The 17938-nt window shown below is 45.4% G+C and carries 19 protein-coding genes; all 19 read left to right on the top strand.

The window, feature by feature from the left end; genetic code table 11:
* Positions 1 to 10: 10 nt before the first annotated feature.
* A complete protein-coding gene (locus LDO37_RS18420; protein WP_126609547.1) occupies positions 11 to 1477 on the top strand; it encodes a surface lipoprotein assembly modifier in 1467 nt (488 codons plus the stop codon).
* Between the two features lie 167 nt (positions 1478 to 1644).
* Positions 1645 to 2505: a tonB-system energizer ExbB gene (gene exbB / locus LDO37_RS18415; protein WP_126609753.1), complete on the top strand. Its 861-nt coding sequence runs from the start codon at positions 1645 to 1647 to the stop codon at positions 2503 to 2505.
* Positions 2506 to 2508: 3 nt separating this feature from the next.
* On the top strand, positions 2509 to 2940 hold the full coding sequence (locus LDO37_RS18410; protein WP_126609754.1) for a biopolymer transporter ExbD: 432 nt from the start codon (positions 2509 to 2511) through the stop codon (positions 2938 to 2940).
* On the top strand, positions 2937 to 3824 hold the full coding sequence (locus tag LDO37_RS18405; RefSeq protein WP_126609755.1) for an energy transducer TonB: 888 nt from the start codon (positions 2937 to 2939) through the stop codon (positions 3822 to 3824). The genes LDO37_RS18410 and LDO37_RS18405 overlap by 4 nt, the downstream gene beginning before the upstream one ends.
* Before the next feature lie 251 nt (positions 3825 to 4075).
* The gene (mioC, locus tag LDO37_RS18400) at positions 4076 to 4510 is read left to right on the top strand and encodes an FMN-binding protein MioC (RefSeq protein WP_101114863.1); all 435 of its coding nucleotides are present in this window, start codon (positions 4076 to 4078) and stop codon (positions 4508 to 4510) included.
* Between the two features lie 472 nt (positions 4511 to 4982).
* A complete protein-coding gene (gene mnmG / locus LDO37_RS18395) occupies positions 4983 to 6875 on the top strand; it encodes a tRNA uridine-5-carboxymethylaminomethyl(34) synthesis enzyme MnmG (protein WP_126609756.1) in 1893 nt (630 codons plus the stop codon).
* Positions 6875 to 7507 carry a 16S rRNA (guanine(527)-N(7))-methyltransferase RsmG gene (gene rsmG, locus LDO37_RS18390; protein WP_126609757.1) on the top strand — a complete coding sequence of 211 codons (633 nt, stop codon included), beginning with the start codon at positions 6875 to 6877 and terminating at the stop codon, positions 7505 to 7507. Before mnmG ends, rsmG begins: the two co-directional genes overlap by 1 nt.
* Positions 7508 to 7521: 14 nt before the next feature.
* Complete coding sequence (locus tag LDO37_RS18385; protein WP_101114858.1) at positions 7522 to 8295, top strand: ParA family protein; 774 nt, start codon at positions 7522 to 7524, stop codon at positions 8293 to 8295.
* A gap of 22 nt (positions 8296 to 8317) precedes the next feature.
* Positions 8318 to 9199 (top strand): ParB/RepB/Spo0J family partition protein, encoded by an 882-nt coding sequence (locus LDO37_RS18380; RefSeq protein WP_126609758.1) that lies wholly within the window; start codon positions 8318 to 8320, stop codon positions 9197 to 9199.
* Between the two features lie 189 nt (positions 9200 to 9388).
* Positions 9389 to 9778 (top strand): F0F1 ATP synthase subunit I, encoded by a 390-nt coding sequence (locus tag LDO37_RS18375; protein ID WP_101114855.1) that lies wholly within the window; start codon positions 9389 to 9391, stop codon positions 9776 to 9778.
* 8 nt (positions 9779 to 9786) lie between these two features.
* Entirely contained in the window at positions 9787 to 10599 is an 813-nt protein-coding gene (gene atpB, locus LDO37_RS18370) for a F0F1 ATP synthase subunit A (RefSeq protein ID WP_101114853.1), read from the top strand.
* 51 nt (positions 10600 to 10650) lie between these two features.
* Complete coding sequence (gene atpE, locus LDO37_RS18365; RefSeq protein ID WP_004411110.1) at positions 10651 to 10908, top strand: F0F1 ATP synthase subunit C; 258 nt, start codon at positions 10651 to 10653, stop codon at positions 10906 to 10908.
* A 72-nt stretch (positions 10909 to 10980) separates the two neighbouring features.
* Positions 10981 to 11451 carry a F0F1 ATP synthase subunit B gene (gene atpF, locus LDO37_RS18360; RefSeq protein WP_101114852.1) on the top strand — a complete coding sequence of 157 codons (471 nt, stop codon included), beginning with the start codon at positions 10981 to 10983 and terminating at the stop codon, positions 11449 to 11451.
* Between the two features lie 15 nt (positions 11452 to 11466).
* Positions 11467 to 12000, top strand: a complete 534-nt coding sequence (gene atpH / locus LDO37_RS18355) for a F0F1 ATP synthase subunit delta (protein ID WP_101114850.1) — start codon at positions 11467 to 11469, stop codon at positions 11998 to 12000.
* Between the two features lie 13 nt (positions 12001 to 12013).
* On the top strand, positions 12014 to 13555 hold the full coding sequence (gene atpA / locus LDO37_RS18350; RefSeq protein ID WP_101114848.1) for a F0F1 ATP synthase subunit alpha: 1542 nt from the start codon (positions 12014 to 12016) through the stop codon (positions 13553 to 13555).
* Positions 13556 to 13605: 50 nt separating this feature from the next.
* A complete protein-coding gene (atpG, locus tag LDO37_RS18345) occupies positions 13606 to 14472 on the top strand; it encodes a F0F1 ATP synthase subunit gamma (protein WP_101114846.1) in 867 nt (288 codons plus the stop codon).
* 34 nt (positions 14473 to 14506) lie between these two features.
* Positions 14507 to 15910, top strand: a complete 1404-nt coding sequence (atpD, locus tag LDO37_RS18340; RefSeq protein ID WP_104398602.1) for a F0F1 ATP synthase subunit beta — start codon at positions 14507 to 14509, stop codon at positions 15908 to 15910.
* 18 nt (positions 15911 to 15928) lie between these two features.
* Positions 15929 to 16351, top strand: coding sequence for a F0F1 ATP synthase subunit epsilon (locus LDO37_RS18335; RefSeq protein WP_101114842.1), 423 nt, complete (start codon positions 15929 to 15931; stop codon positions 16349 to 16351).
* Positions 16352 to 16575: 224 nt separating this feature from the next.
* Complete coding sequence (glmU, locus tag LDO37_RS18330) at positions 16576 to 17937, top strand: bifunctional UDP-N-acetylglucosamine diphosphorylase/glucosamine-1-phosphate N-acetyltransferase GlmU (protein ID WP_126609759.1); 1362 nt, start codon at positions 16576 to 16578, stop codon at positions 17935 to 17937.
* The last annotated feature ends 1 nt before the right edge of the window (position 17938 follow it).

The following is a 17938-nucleotide window of genomic DNA, read 5'->3' as shown; positions in this document are numbered from 1 at the left end:
GGTTATTCCCTTGCTTAAATCCCTTTTAACTGTTTCTCCTATAGCGCTCACGTTTCTGTTTAGTGCACATACGTTAGCCGATCAAGACAAAAACCAGCGTCTGCAACAACGAGATGCCCTTTCTGCGCTGGAAAAAGAACAGGAACTTTTGAGAGAAGAACGGGAAAGAGAGCAATCGTTAATCGTGGATGGCGACACCTATGAAGTGAGCGACACATTAGATGACCTCGGCCCTGCTCTGCATATCGCAGTGAAAACAAGGCAATGGGAACAAGCTCAGGGTTTTCTGACCCGCTATAAAGCACAGGAAGGATACGATCCTTTGCTGGTGCACTACGCTCAGGGTGCGCTTTTCAGAGTAGAAGGAAAGCTTGCAGAATCAGAAGCGGAATATCAGTCTCTTCTTACCCTAGCTCCGGAATTCATGCCAGCCAAGCTAGAGCAGGCTCGGGTGCAGTTCAAAAATCAAAAAAACCGAGACTCTCTGGATCTGTTCAAAGAAATCAAACGCAGTATTCCACAAGACAATCCACGAGCATCGGGGGTTATCCGAACGATTGATACGTTCAGCGAAGCACTCGAAGTTCGTGACAGCTGGCAAGGGGCTTTTAGCTTTGGTCCTTCATACAATGACAATCTGAACAGCTCATCCGAAAGCACGGTCTGCCTAGCGACACTGCCTAATGGGCAATGCTGGATAAGTCAGACGACACCAGACAAAGAATCTGGCTTTGGGATGGATTACGACGCCAGCCTGAACAAACGGTTCTCGCTGTCCGGTCACCATGGAATGAAATTCAATACGTTAGCGTATGGGCTGCTGAATGACAGTAAAAAAAAGTACAACAAACATACCCTCATTACGGGTCTTAGCTACAGCTATCAAAGTGCCAAAGTTCAATTTTCTATTGGTCCGCAAGCTGAATACAACAACTCTGGCGATCGCACGCTTTACATCGCTCCTGGACTAAAGCTGGATGGCTTTTACAGCATCAACAATAAAAGCGCCGCAAAAGTAGAACTGAAAGCCGAATATCAGGATTACAAAGATCCGGATCTAGACCACAACAGCGACTGGTTATGGACGGCTTCTGGTACTTACTGGTATCAGTTACCCGAAAGGTGGCTCGTGTTTGGCGGTATCGACTGGAACAAGAAGCAAAGTGAAATAGAACTCTTTGCTTATGAGTCCCTAGGTGGGCGATTGGGCGTAAACCGTGCCTTTTTTGACGGCTGGGACATCAGCCTGTTTTCGTCGGTTAAAAAACGAAGGCACGACGGGTTCAACAAAATTCTCAACGGAAAAAGAGAAGATAAAGAGCAAAACCACACCTTGCTGATCACCGCAAAATCATTAGAGTTTTGGAGTCTCACCCCCACATTTACTTGGCAATACCAAAAAGTCGACAGCACATTGGATGCGATATACAGCTACAGCCAAGATGAATACAGTATCAAGTTGGAAAAAAGATTTTAGAAAAATAAAATCACAAGATACTGATTATTATAAATAAAAATATAAATCCAGTTTTTTATTCAGTTTTTATTACGGGTTTTTCTCTCTCATTCGGTATTCATATAAGGAATTAAGAAAAAACACTCGACAATAAAAGCGCGCAAGAACGCCCAACTAAGAGCAATCGAATGAGTAAATCACTTTATCTGAGCATGATCATCACCCTTTTTCTGTTCATACCTTCCCTCGCCTTTGCTGAAAAAGCGCCAGCTCAAGATCTGGCAAGCCCTCTAGTATCAGAGACTCAGTTAACCCCACCGACGAACCCACTCAATGCCCACGATCTCTCACCTATGGGTATGTATCATGCTGCTGATTGGGTTGTAAAAGCGGTGATGATCAGTTTAGTCATCGCCTCTGTATTAACTTGGGGCGTATTGTTTGCAAAGCAGTGGCAACTTTCATTGGCTTCCAAAAAAGCCCATCGCCAACTTCATGCCTTAACCCAATCCGATAGCCTAATTGAGGCAGAAACATTATGTGAAGACTTACAAGGTCCGGCTCAATTACTACTTTCTGCCACCCAGCATGAGCTGAAATTATCAGCCCAAGGATCGGCCAGCGAAGACGGAATAAAAGAACGAGTTCAACTTCGCCTAGAAAGAATTGGGGTCTCAATGAGTTCGAACATGACAAAAGGCACAGGAATTCTCGCCACGGTTGGATCAGTCGGTCCCTTTGTTGGATTGTTTGGAACCGTATGGGGAATAATGAATGCTTTCATTGGTATTGCCAAATCACAAAGTACCACGCTAGCCGTGGTTGCACCGGGTATTGCAGAAGCGTTAATGGCAACAGCGATCGGCTTAGTTGCCGCCATTCCTGCGGTGATATTCTACAATCACTTCGCGCGGCAGATAGGATGCTACAAGAATCAATTGGCTGATCTTTCCGTCGCCATAATGATATTAGTCAGCCGCGACCTTGACCGGCGGACAATACAAACTGAACAACCCGATGCAAAAATACCGCTCAAAGAGGCGGTGTAAGTCATGGCATTTAAAACCAGTCAATCCGGCGAGGACATGGCAGAAAACCACGAAATTAATGTCACGCCTTTTGTTGATGTGATGTTGGTGCTTCTCATCATTGTGATGGTTGCCGCGCCGCTGGCAACCGTGAATGTTCCCGTAGACTTACCCACTTCATCTGCTAGCCCAACCCCAATGAAGGACGATCCTGTCTACCTGACGATTCAAAAAAATTTAACGATCGTGATCGGTGAAAGTAATACCGTGGATTTAGCGAACCTAACCACGGCCTTAAAAACAAGCCTGCCAGACAACGAGCAGAGGATTTATCTCAGAGCAGATAAAGCGCTGGTGTATCAAGATCTTCTTAAGGTAATGAACAAACTGGCAGCGGCTGGCTATACGCAAATTGCTTTAGTGGGGCTAGAGCAACCGAAACGGGACGACCCGTGAACCTACTGGCCGGCGACAAAACGACAAACAGCCACAGTTCTTCTTGGTTAGTATGTGGCGTGATAGCAAGTATCGCACTTCATCTTGGTGCCGCTACAGCCTATTTATGGACACCGAGTTTTGACTTCACTCCACCACCTGCTGCCTCCCCTATTTCAGTCTCTCTGGTTGCGCCCCTCGCCGCCCCTACAGAACAAAATAATGACGCGCAGCAAGCCAGTGCCCAGCAATCGGAGCAATCTTTAAAATCGACAACGAATCAGCACGATCCAAAACTCGTAGTACCGAAACCACCTCTAATTGCTGAAAAAGCACCTGATCCTTCAGATTTACCAGAATACAAAGAAACCAAAGCTCCCAAGAAAATACCAGAAACACAAAAATCAGCGTTGCCTGACAAAACAGTGCCTTTAGAACAAGTGCGACTAAAAGCTGAGCAACCAAAACCGGTGCCAAAAAAAGAGAAAGAAGAAGAAAGTGAGAAGCCACAGGCTTCGTCTCCTTCGCAAATGGCGTCAACACCAAGCATCGAAGCGCCAATAAAAGCGGCAAATGCTTCCGCCCCAAAACAAGGCAAAACCAGCCAGCATGAGAAAGCCGCAAAGCTTCAGTGGCAACAGTTGCTTCACGCTCACTTAGAAAGAGAAAAGCGATACCCAAGGAAAGCCAAGCGTTTACGCAAACAAGGTATGCCAGTGATCCGATTCACAATGGATCGAGAAGGAAACGTGTTAGATGTCATCCTAATAAGAAGCTCAGGAACCCAATCACTGGATCAAGAAGCCATCGATCTTGTATTTCGAGCCCAACCGCTGATCAAACCACCCAGTTCGGTTTCAGGCCTTAAACTCTCTTTAACGGTCCCGATCAATTTTTCTTTCTAGTCGGATCCTACTATCAATACGATCCATACACATGTAATGAACAAAACAATAAAAACGTAATAAAGGGGGTGGATCCAGGGTTTAAAAGGTCTAGGCACCGCTCAATTTCGTTTAACCACACATTATGTCATCTGTTTATCCACAATCGAATCCGATACCATACCTCTGTTTATTAGCAGAAATTACACGTTAGCTTCTTTCAAATAACCAATAAGAGGCAAAGAGTGCCTCACAAGAAAAAGGATGCGTCCATGATCCACATTATGACCGGCAGTACTCTCGGTGGAGCTGAATATGTTGGTGACCACCTTAGTGATCTACTTAGAGAGAAAGGTCACGAAACGACCATTTATAATGAACCTAAGCTCGAAGAGATCCCCGCTAACGGGACTTGGCTTCTGATTACATCCACTCACGGTGCTGGTGAATACCCAGATAACATTCAACCGTTCATCGAAGCTCTTCAAAACACCCCTCCTAAAATGGCAGAGGTTAAGTTTGCGGTGGTTGCGATTGGAGACTCTAGCTACGATACCTTCTGTGCAGCAGGGAAACATGCCTATGCACTTCTCGAAGACATCGGGGGCACTCCGATAACGGATTGCTTTACGATCAATATTCTAGAAAACCCTGTTCCCGAAGACGCAGCCGAAGAATGGCTGCAAGAACACATCACAAAGTTCTAGTCAAAAGGCGGGAATCCCGCCTTTTTCCCTTCTTCTCCGTAAAAATTTACGCCCTGTGAATAACATTTAGACCTTTTATTTGATTCAAGTGATGCTTTTTTAAACAAACCATCTGTGGATAAATAGTGATCTATCCCGTTATTAACCTATAGTTATCCAAATAATAAGATCATACCATTTATACCCCTGTGTATAACCATCGATTTTGATCCCAGCTAATCCTCGATCAGATCAAAGGTAGATCACAAGATACGATCGTATAAAAAAGCATGATCTTGTTGATCATTTTTGACTTATCCACAAGATCGAGCTTCCTTAATAGTAGATCTAATAAAAGATCTATATAAAGATCTTATATATATTAAAGCCTCCGCTTCGATCCAAAATCGTTTCTCTCCTTGCCCTAAAGAGGGTAGAATATCGCTCCTTTTTACTAAGCTCTCTAAACTCATTGAATACCTGAGGTCGGTTCATGCTTTATCACGAAACTTTTGACGTCATTGTTGTTGGTGGCGGACATGCAGGAACGGAAGCCGCACTCGCATCAGCTCGTACGGGTCAGCGTACCCTGTTACTCACTCACAACATTGATACCCTAGGGCAAATGTCTTGCAACCCCGCTATTGGTGGAATAGGCAAAGGGCATTTGGTCAAAGAAGTGGATGCTCTGGGTGGATTAATGGCACAAGCCATTGATCATGCAGGTATTCAATTTCGTACTCTAAACGCGTCAAAAGGTCCTGCTGTTCGGGCAACTCGAGCGCAAGCGGATCGTGCTCTGTACAAAGCATTTGTTCGTCACGCACTTGAAAATCAACCCGATCTAACGCTCTTTCAACAATCGGTGGATGACATTATTGTTGAAAATGATCGAGTGACTGGTGTAGTGACTCAAATGGGGCTGAAATTCAAAGCTGATGCTGTTGTATTGACCGTAGGAACGTTTTTAGGGGGCAAGATACATATTGGGATGGAAAACTTCTCTGGAGGTCGTGCAGGCGATCCTCCTTCGATAGCATTGGCTGATCGTTTGAGAGAAATGCCTTTCCGGGTTGATCGCTTAAAAACGGGAACACCTCCTCGTATCGATGCTCGCACGGTCGATTTTAGTGAGCTTGATGTTCAGCATGGAGATGATCCAACCCCCGTATTTTCATTCATGGGTAATCGATCGCAGCATCCAACACAGATTCCATGCTTTATCACTCATACCAATGAGAAAACGCATGACGTGATCCGACAGAACCTCGATCGCAGCCCAATGTATGCAGGTGTTATTGAGGGGATCGGTCCTCGATACTGTCCATCGATCGAAGATAAAGTGATGCGGTTTGCTGACAAAAATAGCCACCAGATCTTTATCGAGCCAGAAGGTCTTACCACGCACGAGTTATACCCTAATGGGATCTCTACAAGTTTGCCATTTGACGTTCAGGTTGAGATTGTTCATTCAATGAAAGGGTTTGAGAACGCACATATTGTCCGCCCTGGCTATGCCATTGAGTACGATTTCTTTGACCCAAGGGACTTAAAACCAAACTACGAAACCAAATTTATTAATGGCTTGTTCTTTGCCGGACAAATTAACGGCACAACAGGCTACGAAGAGGCGGCAGCTCAAGGGCTAATGGCCGGATTGAATGCCAGCTTACAAACCCAAGGAAAAGAGGGTTGGAACCCTCGTCGTGATCAGGCGTATGTTGGCGTGTTGATCGACGATCTTTCTACAATGGGCACTAAAGAACCTTACCGCATGTTTACCTCTCGCGCGGAATATCGACTGTTACTTCGTGAAGACAATGCTGATCTTCGATTAACCGAAAAAGGTCGTGAGTTAGGGTTGGTTTGCGATGCTCGTTGGGCGCGTTTCAACGAGAAAGTGGATAACATGGAGCGTGAGCGTCAACGTTTAAAAGATACGTGGATGAATCCTAAGTCCACAGGAATTGATGCTCTTAATGCTCTGCTAAAAACACCTATGTCGCGTGAAGCCAGCGGTGAAGATTTGCTTCGCCGTCCGGAATTGAATTACGAGCAATTAACGCAGTTGGATGCGTTTTCTCCTGCGTTAGAAGATTCTCAAGCCGCGGAACAAGTTGAAATTCAGGTCAAATACGAAGGCTATATTCAACGTCAGAAAGACGAGATTGAAAAGTCACTTCGTCATGAAAATACGGAGATCCCTTCTGATTTTGATTACTCAACGGTGAAAGGCCTCTCTAACGAAGTGGTCGCAAAACTGTCTGATGCTAAACCATTGACCATTGGGATCGCGTCTCGTATTTCAGGGATCACCCCTGCTGCTATTTCTATCTTACTGGTTTACCTAAAGAAAAGTGGGCAACTGAAGAAAGGAGCAGCCTAGTGGAAGCGTTAAGAATCAAACTGGATGCGTTGTTAGAAGAAACCTCATTGGTCGTTTCAGATACACAAAAAGCACAGTTGGTTGGTTATGTCACACTGCTCGACAAATGGAATAAAGCGTACAATTTGACGTCCGTTCGAGATCCACTAGAAATGATCGTGAAACACATCATGGATAGTATCGTTGTCAGCGCTCATCTTGAAGGTGAGCGTTTTATCGATGTTGGCACGGGACCGGGTTTACCAGGCATTCCATTGGCCATCATGAATCCTGAAAAATCTTTTACGCTGCTTGATAGCCTAGGTAAGCGCATTAGGTTTATAAAACAGGTTCTTCATGAGCTGAAAATCGAAAATGTCACCCCTGTGCAAAGTCGAGTGGAAGAATTCCAGCCTGAAATTGGCTTCGATGGGGTACTAAGTCGTGCGTTTGCTTCGGTTTTAGACATGGTAGAGTGGTGTCAACATTTACCAAAACCAGAATCCGGCGTATTTTTAGCACTGAAAGGGGTAAAACCTGAATCAGAGCTTGCTCAGCTTCCGGACTGGTGTTCTGTGATCGACATCAAAGCTTTGAATGTTCCAGAGCTTGAAGGTGAGCGACATCTTGTAATCTTATCGCGCAAGGGATAATAGCGAGGTCATCCGTGGGAAGAATCATTTCAATTGCCAACCAGAAAGGTGGTGTGGGCAAAACCACAACGTGTGTCAATTTGGCTGCTTCTATGGCAGCGACAAAACGAAAAGTACTGGTAATTGATCTTGATCCACAAGGCAATGCGACCATGGCGAGCGGCGTAGATAAATACTCTGTTGACGCCTCCGCGTATGATTTGTTGGTCGAAGATACGCATTTTGACGATGTGGTGGTTAGCAAAACGTCTGGTGGCTTTGATCTCATTGCTGCGAACGGTGATGTTACCGCGGCGGAAATTAAACTGATGGAAGTGTTTGCTCGTGAAATGCGTTTAAAGAATGCGTTGGCCACGGTCTGTGACAACTATGATTTCATCTTTATCGATTGCCCACCTTCATTAAACCTCCTTACAATCAATGCGATGGCGGCTTCTGATTCTGTCTTAGTACCGATGCAATGTGAGTATTTTGCGTTGGAAGGCTTAACAGCATTGATGGATACCATTAGCAAGCTAGCAGCTGTCGTTAACGAAGATTTGAAAATAGAAGGTTTGCTCCGAACGATGTATGACCCACGCAATCGTTTGTCAAATGAAGTATCAGATCAACTGAAAAAGCATTTTGGTGACAAAGTATATAGAACCGTCATCCCTAGAAATGTTCGATTGGCAGAAGCCCCAAGCCATGGTAAACCTGCAATGTATTACGACAAATATTCCGCTGGAGCTAAAGCTTATCTTGCTTTGGCTGGCGAAATGCTTCGTCGTGAAGAAATGCCTGCATAATCCAATTTAGAAGGAAAGTGTCATGTCCAAACGCGGCTTAGGAAAAGGCCTCGATGCGTTGCTTGCGACCAGTTCAATGGCGAGAGAAAAGCAACAGACAATCAACCACAGTCAGTCTTTGTCCTCAGAAGGGGAATTGAAAGATTTGTCAGTGGCACAATTGCAGGCAGGCGTATATCAGCCACGTAAAGAGATGGAACCAGAAGCATTGAGCGAACTGGCGGCATCCATCCAATCTCAAGGCATCATCCAACCAATAGTTGTCAGACAAGTGGGTGAGCAACAATACGAAATTATCGCGGGTGAGCGTCGCTGGCGAGCAGCGAAACAGGCCGGTCTGAAACAAGTACCTTGCCTAGTGAAAAAGGTACAAGATCGCGCAGCTGTCGCCATGGCACTGATTGAAAATATCCAACGTGAAGATTTAAATGCGATTGAAGAAGCTCAAGCTCTAGAGCGATTACAAGACGAATTTGAACTCACACACCAGCAGGTCGCAGAGGTTATTGGTAAATCTCGCACCACCGTTTCTAACCTATTAAGGCTGAACCAGTTAAATGGGGATGTGAAGCGATTTGTTCAAACTGGAAAGCTTGAAATGGGACATGCACGTGCTCTGCTTTCGGTTGAACAAGACGACCAATTTGATATCGCTGAAACGGTTATTGCGAAGAAACTTAATGTTCGCCAAACCGAGCAGTTAGTGAAAAAACACCTTTCACCACAAGTTGACAGCAAAAAAGCTAAAAATGACCCTGAAGCGCAAGCTTTATCGGAAAGATTGAGTGAAAAATTAGGCTCTCAAGTGTCAATTGTTCGTTCTTCGAATGGCAAGGCAAAACTGACCATAAGTCTTGATGAACCTCACAAATTGGAGCAACTCGTTGCAATATTGGAAGGTTAAGTGAGATAATTGATTTAGGTCAATTATAAAAAAATGTTTTTTTGAGCGAAAGTTGTCGGTTTGTAAACAAAAATGTAAGTTTTTGCTGCGTTTTAATTGCATTAACAGCGTCTCACCGTATAATTTTCGGCAATTTCTCTTCGCTCGCAGTATAGAGTGATGCGAGCGTTTATTTAGAGGTACGAATACATGATAGCGGCGTTAGCTAGACCAGGACGAGAGCTTGCCAAGCAATTGTTATTGATCCAGGTTGGCGCGGTTATGTTTGTCGCAGCAGGAACAACGATTGCTGTAGATGTTGAATGGGGAATATCAGCGCTGATAGGTGGTAGCATCTTTGTTGTTGCCAATGCCGTTTTCGCAATGTGTGCATTCTTGTTTGTTGGAGCGCGAGCAGCTAAATTTGTCGCCGCTTCCTTCTACACGGGTGAAGCTCTGAAAATCCTCATTACAGTCGTGTTGTTCTCTGTTGCTTACATGTATATGCAGGTGGAACTCGTTCCCCTGAAACTAACCTATTTGCTGGTATTAGGGATTAACATCTTTGCGCCAGCGCTATTCATTAACAACAAAAAATAGGATGAGTTATGGCTGCGCCAGGTGAAGCGCTAACAGCTTCCGGTTACATCACTCACCACCTTACTCACCTTTCAACTTACAAGTTGGGGTTAGTGGCGGAAGAGACGAGTTTCTGGAACATACACATCGATAGCCTGTTGTTTTCTTGGATCACTGGTTTGATATTCTTAGGAGTATTTTACAAAGTAGCTAAGAAGTCGACAGTAGGTGTGCCGGGTAAGCTTCAATGTTTTGTTGAAATGATCGTAGAATTTGTCGCGGAAAACGTCAAAGATACGTTCCATGGACGCAACCCGTTGATAGCCCCTCTCGCACTGACTATCTTTTGTTGGGTATTTTTAATGAACTTGATGGACTTAGTTCCAATCGATTTCTTACCATATCCAGCAGAGCATTGGCTAGGTATTCCTTACCTTAAGATAGTACCGTCTGCTGATGCGAACATCACCATGGGGATGGCTATAGGCGTATTTGCTTTGATGATTTTTTACAGCATCAAAGTGAAAGGTCTAGGTGGGTTTGCTAAAGAATTGGCATTACATCCATTTAATCACTGGAGCATGATTCCATTTAACCTACTGATTGAAGTGGTATCGCTATTGGCGAAACCTCTATCTCTTGGTATGCGTTTGTTTGGTAACATGTTTGCAGGTGAGGTTGTATTCATTCTTTGTGCAGCAATGCTACCATGGTTCCTTCAATGGATGGGTTCACTGCCGTGGGCAATTTTCCATATTCTGGTAATCACGATTCAAGCATTCGTGTTCATGATGTTGACTATCGTCTACATGTCCATGGCACACGAAGACAATGATCATTAAAATTTTTTATTCTAAGTAGTTTTAGTTAATCGCTATATATTGGAGATAGTAATGGAAACTGTATTAAGCTTCTCAGCAATCGCAGTAGCAATCATCGTAGGTCTATGTGCAGTTGGTACTGCAATTGGCTTCGCAATTCTGGGTGGTAAATTCCTTGAAGGTGCAGCACGTCAACCTGAAATGGCGCCAATGCTTCAAGTTAAGATGTTCATCATCGCTGGTCTATTGGATGCGGTTCCAATGATCGGTATCGTAATCGCGCTGCTATTCACTTTCGCAAACCCATTCGTTGGTCAATTAGCTGGTTAATCATTGGTTTTGAGCGACAAGCACTAGCTTGTCACTGATTAACACTAAGTCTAATTAAGAGGGGTAGCTGTTGTGAATATGAACGCAACTCTGCTAGGTCAAGCAATCTCGTTCGCACTATTTGTGTGGTTCTGCATGAAGTATGTATGGCCGCCAATTATGCAAGCGATTGAAGAGCGTCAGAAGAAAATTGCTGACGGTCTACAAGCGGCTGAACGTGCTGCTAAAGACTTGGATCTAGCACAAGCCAATGCTTCTGATCAACTTAAAGAAGCTAAGCGCACAGCAACTGAGATCATCGACCAAGCGAACAAGCGTAAGTCTCAAATTCTGGATGAAGCTCGTGAAGATGCTTTGGCTGAACGCCATAAAATCTTGACTCAAGCAGAAGCAGAAGTTGAAGCAGAACGCAACCGCGCGCGCGATGACCTGCGCAAACAAGTTGCTACTCTGGCTGTAGCTGGTGCTGAGAAAATCCTAGAGCGCTCTATCGATGATGCAGCGCACAAAGATATTCTTGACAACATTACTGCAAAACTTTAATGCAAGGGGCAGCATATGTCTGATTTGACTACAATCGCACGCCCCTATGCTAAAGCAGCTTTTGACTTTGCTGTTGAGAAAGACGCTCTGGACCAATGGGGACAGATGCTGACTTTCGCAGCAGAAGTCGCAAAAAATGATGATGTTGCTGACTTGCTAGACGGGTCAATGACAGCTGAAAAGCTTTCTGAGCTTTTTATCGCGATTTGCGGCGAGCAGTTTGATGAATATGGTCAAAACCTAATTAAGGTATTGGCTCAGAATGGTCGCTTAAAGGCCCTTCCTGAAGTCTGTAGTGGTTACTTCGCTCTTAAACGAGAGCATGAGAAAGAAATCGAAGTTGATGTTATTTCAGCAACCGATCTTTCTGAAGAACAACAAGCAGATATCAGCAGCAAACTTGAAAAACGCCTAGAGCGCAAAGTAAAGCTGAATTGCAGCATAGATGAGACCCTACTTGGTGGGGTTATAATTCGAGCCGGAGACCTAGTCATTGATAACTCAGCGCGTGGACGTTTGAACCGCCTGAGCGATGCATTGCAGTCTTGATGGGGATTGGAGCATGCAACTTAATTCCACGGAAATAAGCGAACTGATCAAACAGCGTATTGAATCTTTCAACGTTGTAAGTGAAGCTCGTAATGAAGGTACTATCGTATCGGTAAGCGACGGTATCATTCGCATTCACGGCCTAGCGGACGTGATGCAAGGTGAAATGATTGAATTACCGGGTGGTCGTTATGCACTCGCACTTAACCTTGAGCGTGACTCGGTTGGTGCAGTTGTAATGGGCCCATATGCCGACCTTAAGGAAGGCATGAAAGTAACAGGTACTGGTCGTATTCTTGAAGTACCAGTTGGTCCTGAACTACTAGGTCGTGTTGTAAACACACTTGGTGAGCCAATTGATGGCAAAGGTCCAATTGAAGCGAAACTGTCTTCTCCTGTAGAAGTTATCGCACCAGGCGTAATCGACCGTAAATCGGTTGATCAACCTGTACAAACTGGTTACAAATCTGTTGACTCAATGATCCCAATCGGTCGTGGTCAGCGTGAGCTTGTTATCGGCGACCGTCAGACTGGTAAAACAGCGATGGCGATTGACTCGATCATTAACCAGAAAGATTCAGGTATTTTCTCTATCTACGTAGCTATCGGTCAGAAAGCATCGACTATCGCTAACGTAGTTCGCAAACTAGAAGAGCACGGCGCGCTAGCTAACACTATCGTTGTTGTTGCATCAGCTTCTGAATCAGCGGCGCTACAATACCTAGCACCATACGCTGGTTGTGCGATGGGCGAATACTTCCGCGATCGCGGTGAAGACGCACTGATTGTTTATGATGATCTATCTAAGCAAGCTGTCGCTTACCGTCAAATCTCTCTATTGCTTAAGCGTCCACCTGGTCGTGAAGCGTTCCCTGGTGATGTTTTCTACCTTCACTCACGTCTACTAGAGCGTGCAGCTCGTGTAAGCGAAGAGTATGTAGAGAAGTTCACTAACGGTGAAGTGAAAGGCAAGACTGGTTCTTTGACTGCTCTACCTATCATCGAAACGCAAGCAGGTGACGTATCTGCCTTCGTACCGACGAACGTAATCTCGATTACTGATGGTCAGATCTTCCTACAAACTGAACTGTTCAACGCAGGCGTACGTCCAGCTGTTGACCCAGGTATTTCAGTATCTCGTGTAGGTGGTTCAGCGCAGACTAAAATCATCAAGAAGCTGTCTGGTGGTATTCGTACCGCTCTTGCACAGTACCGTGAACTTGCAGCGTTTGCTCAGTTCTCATCTGACCTTGATGATGCGACTAAGAAGCAGCTAGACCACGGTCAAAAAGTTACAGAACTGATGAAGCAGAAGCAATACGCTCCTATGTCTGTATTTGACCAAGCACTAGTTATCTTCGCGGCAGAGCGCGGTTATCTTGAAGATATCGCTCTTGATAAGCTGGCTGATTTCGAATCAGCTCTACTGTCGTATGCTCGCAGTCAATACGCTGATCTTGTAAAAGAGATCGATGCAACGGGTGCTTACAACAATGACATCGAAGCGCAGCTTAAGAAGCTAGCGGATGATTTCAAGGCAACCCAGACTTGGTAATTGGTCGGTGGCCGTAAGGTCACCTATTACCATAAACGGAGAGTAATACGATGGCCGGCGCAAAAGAGATACGTAATAAAATCGGTAGTGTTAAAAGCACGCAGAAAATTACGAAAGCGATGGAAATGGTAGCGGCTTCTAAGATGCGACGTTCACAAGACGCGCGTCAAGCTTCTCGTCCATATGCTGAAACAATGCGTAAAGTGATCGGTCATGTGGCGAACGGTAGCCTTGAGTATAAGCATCCTTATCTTGAGGAACGTGAAGCCAAACGTGTTGGTTACATCATCGTTTCTACCGACCGTGGTCTGTGTGGTGGTTTGAACATTAACTTGTTCAAGAAAGCGACATTAGACATGAAAGAATGGTCGGATAAAGGCGCAGACGTTGAACTGGCGATTGTTGGTTCGAAAGCGACAGCGTTCTTTAACAACAGTGGCGCAAAAGTAGCGGCTCAAGTTTCTGGTCTGGGCGATAGCCCAAGTCTTGAAGACTTGATCGGATCAGTAAGCGTGATGTTGAAGAAGTATGATGAAGGCGAGTTGGATCGTCTGTATGTAGTGTACAACCACTTTGTAAACACTATGGTACAAGAACCAACGATCGATCAATTACTGCCTCTGCCAAAATCGGACAGCGAAGAGATGCAGCGCGAACATGCTTGGGACTACATTTATGAGCCTGAGCCAAAACCACTTCTAGATACTCTATTGATTCGCTACGTTGAATCACAAGTGTACCAGGGTGTGGTCGAGAACCTTGCTTGTGAGCAAGCGGCTCGAATGATCGCAATGAAAGCTGCAACTGACAACGCAACCAACCTGATTGAAGACCTAGAGCTTGTGTACAACAAGGCGCGTCAAGCGGCTATCACACAAGAACTGTCGGAAATCGTTGGTGGTGCTGCCGCGGTTTAAGCATAGGTAAAACTAATAAGTTAGAGGATTAACGATGGCTACAGGTAAGATCGTACAGATCATCGGTGCGGTAGTCGACGTAGAGTTCCCACAGAGCGAAGTACCAAGTGTATATGATGCTCTGAACGTTGTTGAAGCAAAAGAGCGTCTCGTTCTTGAAGTTCAACAGCAGCTAGGCGGTGGCGTAATTCGCGCAATCGTTATGGGTAGCTCTGATGGTTTACGTCGTGGACTGACAGTGGAAAACACTGGCGCTCCAATCTCAGTACCAGTAGGTACTAAGACTCTTGGTCGTATCATGAACGTTCTAGGTGACGCGATTGATGAGTGTGGTGAAATCGGTGCAGAAGAGCACTATGCAATTCACCGCCAAGCACCAAGTTACGAAGAGCAATCTAACGAAACTGCTCTACTAGAGACAGGTGTTAAAGTAATCGACTTGGTTTGTCCATTCGCTAAGGGTGGTAAAATCGGTCTGTTTGGTGGTGCAGGTGTAGGTAAGACCGTTAACATGATGGAACTTATCAACAACATCGCACTTCAACACTCTGGTCTATCAGTATTTGCTGGTGTAGGTGAGCGTACTCGTGAAGGTAACGACTTCTACCACGAGATGCAGGAAGCGGGCGTTGTAAACGTTGAGAATCCTGAAGAATCTAAGGTAGCAATGGTTTACGGTCAGATGAACGAGCCACCAGGTAACCGTCTACGTGTTGCACTGACTGGTCTAACAATGGCAGAGCGTTTCCGTGACGAAGGTCGTGACGTACTGTTGTTCGTTGATAACATCTACCGTTATACACTAGCAGGTACTGAAGTATCAGCACTTCTAGGTCGTATGCCATCTGCGGTAGGTTACCAGCCAACACTTGCAGAAGAAATGGGTGTTCTACAGGAGCGTATCACGTCAACGAAAGCAGGTTCTATCACCTCTGTTCAGGCGGTATACGTACCAGCGGATGACTTGACTGACCCATCTCCAGCAACTACGTTTGCTCACTTGGATGCAACGGTTGTACTTAACCGTAACATCGCAGCTATGGGTCTATACCCTGCGATTGACCCATTGGATTCGACATCACGTCAGCTTGATCCATTGGTTGTTGGTCAAGAGCACTACGACATTGCTCGTGGCGTTCAGTCGACACTTCAGCGCTATAAAGAGCTGAAAGACATCATCGCTATCCTAGGTATGGATGAGCTTTCTGAAGAAGATAAGCAAATCGTATCTCGTGCGCGTAAGATTGAGCGTTTCCTAACTCAGCCTTACCACGTAGCTGAAGTATTTACAGGCGACCCAGGTGTATACGTACCTCTGAAAGAAACCCTACGTGGTTTCAAAGGTCTGCTATCTGGTGAATACGATGACATTCCAGAGCAATCGTTCATGTACTGCGGTACTATCGATGATGCTATCGAGAATGCGAAGAAGCTATAAGGCTATTTAGGAGGCGATATGGCAGCAATGACCTTTCACTTGGATGTTGTAAGTGCAGAGAAAAGACTTTTCTCAGGACTTGTTGAAACATTTCAAGTGACCGGTAGCGAAGGTGAGCTAGGAATTTATCCTGGGCATACACCGCTGCTGACCGCTATTACGCCTGGAATGGTGCGTATTGTGAAGCAACACGGTCACGAAGAGGTGATTTACATCTCTGGTGGCATGATGGAAGTTCAGCCTGGTACAGCGACTGTATTGGCTGACACAGCTATCCGTGGTGAAGATCTAGACGCAGCTAAGGCAGAAGAAGCCAAGCGCAAGGCTGAGGAGAATATCCATAATCAGCATGGCGACATGGACTTTGCACAAGCGGCCAGTGAGCTGGCTAAAGCCATTGCTCAGCTTCGAGTAATCGAACTGACCAAAAAAGTACGCTAATCATTAGCGCAGCGATTAAGGCGACCTTAGGGTCGCCTTTGTTTTTTCCGTCTTTAATTCCTAATTAGTCCAACCTATTTCAATACGACCTTAAGCCTGTTGTCCTACTTTTGTTAAACCAAGTCATCATTTGGCACGAAAACTACTCTCAATCTTTAACTCTTCGGCTAATTCACGCTAAAATCTATCACTTAAACGACAACGTCTTTTAGGAACCACTATTTATGAAATTCAGCGCGGTTATCCTCGCTGCGGGTAAAGGCACCCGCATGTATTCTAATAAGCCTAAAGTGCTTCATACACTTGCAGGCAAGCCAATGGCAAAACACGTTATTGATACCTGCAATGGACTGGGTGCTCAAAATATTCACCTTGTTTATGGGCATGGTGGCGATCAAATGAAAGCGTCGTTGTCGCAAGAGCCAGTCAATTGGGTTCTGCAAGCCGAGCAGCTAGGTACAGGGCATGCGGTCAATCAAGCGTCATCTGAGTTTGCCGATGATGAGAAAATACTGGTGCTGTACGGAGACGTTCCACTTATTTCTTCTCAAACGGTTGAAAACCTATTAGAAGCGCAGCCTCATGGTGGTATTGCCTTGCTAACCGTGGTGCTAGACAACCCTATGGGCTACGGGCGTATTGTTCGTAAAAATGGTCCGGTAGTGGCGATTGTGGAGCAAAAGGACGCGACAGAAGAACAAAAGCTGATCAAAGAAATCAATACTGGCGTTATGGTGGCGACGGGCGGTGATCTGAAACGTTGGTTAGCGAATCTTAAGAACGAAAATGCGCAAGGCGAGTATTACCTGACGGACGTTATTGCCGCAGCTCACGATGAAGGTCGTGCAGTAGAAGCGGTTCATCCAGCGAATCCAATCGAAGTAGAAGGTGTGAATGATCGCGCTCAATTAGCCAAGCTTGAACGAGCATACCAGCGTATGAATGCGCAAACTTTGCTTGAGCAAGGCGTGATGTTGCGTGACCCGGAGCGATTTGATCTTCGCGGAACGCTACAGTGTGGAATGGATGTGGAGATTGATACCAACGTTATCATCGAAGGTAATGTTAGCTTAGGTGACAATGTGGTCATCGGTACAGGTTGTGTGCTGAAAGACTGTGAGATCGATGACAACACCATCGTTCGCCCTTACAGCGTCATTGAAGGTGCGACTGTTGGTGAGGAGTGTACCGTCGGACCATTTACTCGCTTACGACCTGGTGCTGAGCTTCGTAACGACGCTCATGTTGGCAACTTTGTTGAAGTGAAAAATGCACGCTTGGGTGAAGGCTCTAAAGCAAATCACCTTACGTATTTGGGTGACGCTGAAATCGGTCAACGCACCAATATTGGTGCTGGTGCGATTACGTGTAACTATGACGGTGCAAATAAATTCAAAACCATCATTGGCGATGACGTATTTGTAGGGTCAGACAGTCAGCTCATCGCACCTGTAACAGTGGCGAATGGTGCAACGATTGGCGCAGGAACAACATTAACAAAAGATGTCGACGAGGGTGAGTTAGTCATCACTCGCGCAAAAGAGCGTAAGATCGCTGACTGGCAGCGACCAGTTAAAATTAAATAAG

The sequence above is a fragment of the Vibrio penaeicida genome (assembly GCF_019977755.1).
In the GTDB taxonomy this organism is placed as follows: Bacteria; Pseudomonadota; Gammaproteobacteria; order Enterobacterales; family Vibrionaceae; genus Vibrio; species Vibrio penaeicida.
The sequence above is the reverse complement of the archived record's forward strand: the minus strand, read 5'-3'. Positions and strand labels throughout refer to the sequence as shown.

What these genes read in the sequence shown, in the direction of transcription:
- atpA (WP_101114848.1), top strand. Translation starts at nt 12,014, where the DNA reads ATGCAACTTAATTCCACGGAAATAAGCGAACTGATCAAACAGCGTATT.
- LDO37_RS18335 (WP_101114842.1), top strand. Translation starts at nt 15,929, where the DNA reads ATGGCAGCAATGACCTTTCACTTGGATGTTGTAAGTGCAGAGAAAAGA.
- atpE (WP_004411110.1), top strand. Translation starts at nt 10,651, where the DNA reads ATGGAAACTGTATTAAGCTTCTCAGCAATCGCAGTAGCAATCATCGTA.
- mnmG (WP_126609756.1), top strand. Translation starts at nt 4,983, where the DNA reads ATGCTTTATCACGAAACTTTTGACGTCATTGTTGTTGGTGGCGGACAT.
- atpD (WP_104398602.1), top strand. Translation starts at nt 14,507, where the DNA reads ATGGCTACAGGTAAGATCGTACAGATCATCGGTGCGGTAGTCGACGTA.
- glmU (WP_126609759.1), top strand. Translation starts at nt 16,576, where the DNA reads ATGAAATTCAGCGCGGTTATCCTCGCTGCGGGTAAAGGCACCCGCATG.
- atpG (WP_101114846.1), top strand. Translation starts at nt 13,606, where the DNA reads ATGGCCGGCGCAAAAGAGATACGTAATAAAATCGGTAGTGTTAAAAGC.
- LDO37_RS18410 (WP_126609754.1), top strand. Translation starts at nt 2,509, where the DNA reads ATGGCATTTAAAACCAGTCAATCCGGCGAGGACATGGCAGAAAACCAC.
- atpB (WP_101114853.1), top strand. Translation starts at nt 9,787, where the DNA reads ATGGCTGCGCCAGGTGAAGCGCTAACAGCTTCCGGTTACATCACTCAC.
- atpH (WP_101114850.1), top strand. Translation starts at nt 11,467, where the DNA reads ATGTCTGATTTGACTACAATCGCACGCCCCTATGCTAAAGCAGCTTTT.
- LDO37_RS18375 (WP_101114855.1), top strand. Translation starts at nt 9,389, where the DNA reads ATGATAGCGGCGTTAGCTAGACCAGGACGAGAGCTTGCCAAGCAATTG.
- mioC (WP_101114863.1), top strand. Translation starts at nt 4,076, where the DNA reads ATGATCCACATTATGACCGGCAGTACTCTCGGTGGAGCTGAATATGTT.
- exbB (WP_126609753.1), top strand. Translation starts at nt 1,645, where the DNA reads ATGAGTAAATCACTTTATCTGAGCATGATCATCACCCTTTTTCTGTTC.
- LDO37_RS18380 (WP_126609758.1), top strand. Translation starts at nt 8,318, where the DNA reads ATGTCCAAACGCGGCTTAGGAAAAGGCCTCGATGCGTTGCTTGCGACC.